3 protein-coding genes are annotated in these 2,844 nt (G+C 42.7%); all 3 read left to right on the forward strand.

Translation table 11 applies throughout. The features are described from left to right. The first annotated feature begins 238 nt into the window (after positions 1 to 238). The 3 genes from AK965_RS20090 to AK965_RS20110 all read left to right on the forward strand — a co-directional run bounded on the left by AK965_RS20090 (position 239) and on the right by AK965_RS20110 (position 2,009). Positions 239 to 577 (forward strand): hypothetical protein, encoded by a 339-nt coding sequence (locus AK965_RS20090; protein ID WP_152816208.1) that lies wholly within the window; start codon positions 239 to 241, stop codon positions 575 to 577. Positions 578 to 739: 162 nt separating this feature from the next. After that, positions 740 to 1,375, forward strand: a complete 636-nt coding sequence (locus tag AK965_RS20100) for a hypothetical protein (RefSeq protein WP_143699966.1) — start codon at positions 740 to 742, stop codon at positions 1,373 to 1,375. A 112-nt stretch (positions 1,376 to 1,487) separates the two neighbouring features. Then, on the forward strand, positions 1,488 to 2,009 hold the full coding sequence (locus tag AK965_RS20110; RefSeq protein WP_099081246.1) for a GNAT family N-acetyltransferase: 522 nt from the start codon (positions 1,488 to 1,490) through the stop codon (positions 2,007 to 2,009). Positions 2,010 to 2,844: the final 835 nt, after the last annotated feature.

The raw sequence follows: 2,844 nt of genomic DNA on the forward strand, positions 1-2,844 counted from the left end.
AGCCAGCGTTTAAACGAACTACTACATGGAAAGCTTTAGTTGCAGCTAAAGCCTGGGTCTCACATTACCCGAAACTGGTCGATTTAGAGGGATAATTTCCCATACAAACGCTTTAAGGCGGATTCGCAACGCGTGGCATTGTTGGTCTGCGGTAAATTTAGTGATTTAGGTGGTATGCGGAAGCACCGTATTGCGTTGCTCACCACTTAAGCGGGCGTTAGGCGACTAGGAGTTAATATTGGCTAAGGTAACTAGAATCCAAGCGGGACAATACTCGGTGGATGATGGGCGTTTTATTGTAAAACAAGGTTCAGGCTGGCTTGTACTTACTGCAAACGGTTCTCATGATTTTGGTCCTGTACCTACCCTCGCATCTGCGAAACAGTATGTTGAGTCGGGAACCACACCGTTGGGGCAGCACAATTTGTCCACGAAACATGGCAGAAGACAAAGTAAAAAAGAGTTCAATTCATATTTGGCGTCTGAAGCTAAAAATGGAAACCCGATGCCCGCAATTTTGTGGTTTATTGTTCTTTTCATAGTCTGCGGTGTTGCATTCGCTGTTCGAGGTCATTAGATAGCCAAAAGTCGTCGCCTAACAAATTGTTCAAGAGTGATTCGGCACGCGTGGCATTTTTATTATGCTTTGGTTTCAGTGGTTAAGGTGTTATGCGGCGGCTTTGGTATTGCGTGCCTCACACCTTAACAAGGCGTTATAAGCACAATGGTTTGGAGTAAAATGGATAAAATTTCTCTCGCGATTTCTAGCGCCGTTATTGGTGTTATTGCAACGCATGTTTACACGATCATGAAAGAGTGGCGGCGCAAGGTTAAAATTAAGCAGCAATTAAAATTGGAACTATCTGCTATTCAACTCCAACTTCAACAGCAATTGACGGTATATGAGGATGCGTTCAGTCTTATTTCTCAGAACTCTTATCCTAACGTTCTGCCTCGGAACATTGTGGCCCCAATTTACGATGAGTTTTTCAAAGAGATATTACTTGACCTTAAGTCAGATTATCGACTTGCATATCAAAAAATCCATCATGATCTAGAAATAGTGAACCGACTCAACGAACAATGGCAGGAAGAGTTCGTTATAAAGCAGAAACAAATTCATCAGAAAGGGATTAACCCAAGTATTGAAGATGCAAAATACATAGTAGAATTGGTTGAGAATGCTTATCTGAATGCATGCATCACCTCTTGGTATATAACTAGATTTTTGGCGGATGAAGAAAAGTCTATTTGGAGGTTTGATGACACGATTCACGCAGACTACAAAAGACAGATAAAGGCTATTGTCGTCAAAATTGACGAGATCAAGCCTAAAAATTGTGCTTATAACAAACAATTTAAGAGGGATTCGTAACGCGTGGCATTTTTACTATGCGTTAGTTTTAGTGATTAAGGTGGTATGCGGCGGCATAGGTGTTGAGTTACTCACCCCTTAATTGGGCGTTAGCCCTTTTCGAGGAAATGATATGGAAATCGTACAAGAAATTGATGTTTCAGAATTGCATCATAAGGCAATCGAAGCATTAAGAAACCAAGCTTTTCCAGACAGCCAAGTAAGTCGTTCTTACTTTAAGCAGTTACCTCATATGCGTGCCCTTCATTTTCAAGGTGAACAGTTGGTTGGCTATCTTGGACTGGATTATCGCGTTGTTAGCGTCGGTGGGGAAATACATAAGGTTCTGGGCGTAATCGACTTCTGTGTTGATGAACGTTATCGAGGTCAAGGTATTGGCTCTTTCATGTTGTCAGAAGTATCGGTATTTGCCGAAACTAAAGACGTTGATTTCATAATCCTCATATCTGAGTTACATGATTTCTACTCATCAAATGGTTTTAACAAAGTTCAGTGTATGCAATCTTGGTTAAGGCTTCACGAGCACACCAACTTTGGAGTTGCTGTAGAGCATCTTGATGAACTGTATGTGAAACCACTCAGAGATAAGCAGTGGGGTGTTGGACATTTTGATTGGCTAGGTTATATGTACTAGTCAACCACAGGGCTAACAAATTGTTCAAGAGGGATTCGCAACGCGTGGCATTTTTACTATGCGTTGGTTTTAGTGATTAAGGCGGCATGCGGCAACATCGGCATTGCGTTGCTCACCCCTTAACAAGGCGTTAGTACGGGATTGGCATCAAAGGTTGTAAAAATTGGTGTTTATTGGTTTCTTTGCTCTGCTTTACAGCGGCTCAAATGTGCCTTTCACGTTCACTCCGGTGGCACTAGATGCGCAGTGATCGCGTTGCTAACGTCGTTTACGGTCTCTAACTTTCGGGCAAATTCATTGGTGCGGCTTCTTTGTCTCGGTTGGTTTCGCTACGAAAAATCGTTTCTTTGGTGTCGTCGGGAAAGTCCGAAGTCAGTCTCCTTTGAAAATTTGAAGTCGTTGAAAATTGGTGAGCTTTGCGTGTTTTTCTTCTTGCCAACTCGCATTTTTAGTATTGGTTTAATATTGGCAGTTGTCCGTTTAGCTTTCGTGAATTACACCATAAGTTTCGTGCTATATTTCAATATCTTGGCAAGTGTCAAAAGCTTTAAGGGCAGCGTACTAACAAGCTGCTCAAGAGGGATTCACAACGCGTGGCATTTTCACTATGCGTAGAATTTAGTGATTAGGGCGGTATGCGGCAACATCGGTATTGCGTTGCTCACCCCTTAGCAGGGCGTTATTTCCGCAACGGATCTCTCAGGCTGAATGTACGTAGCTGTAGCCTTGTAGTGGTCAACAAACTCCGGACACAGATTTAAGCCGATTTTCGGCATTTACTGGTGACAGCCCATCATTTGCTTGATGAGGCCGTTGTCGGTTGTAGTAGTCCATC

The sequence above is a fragment of the Vibrio sp. PID17_43 genome, assembly GCF_002608565.1.
GTDB lineage: Bacteria > Pseudomonadota > Gammaproteobacteria > Enterobacterales > Vibrionaceae > Vibrio.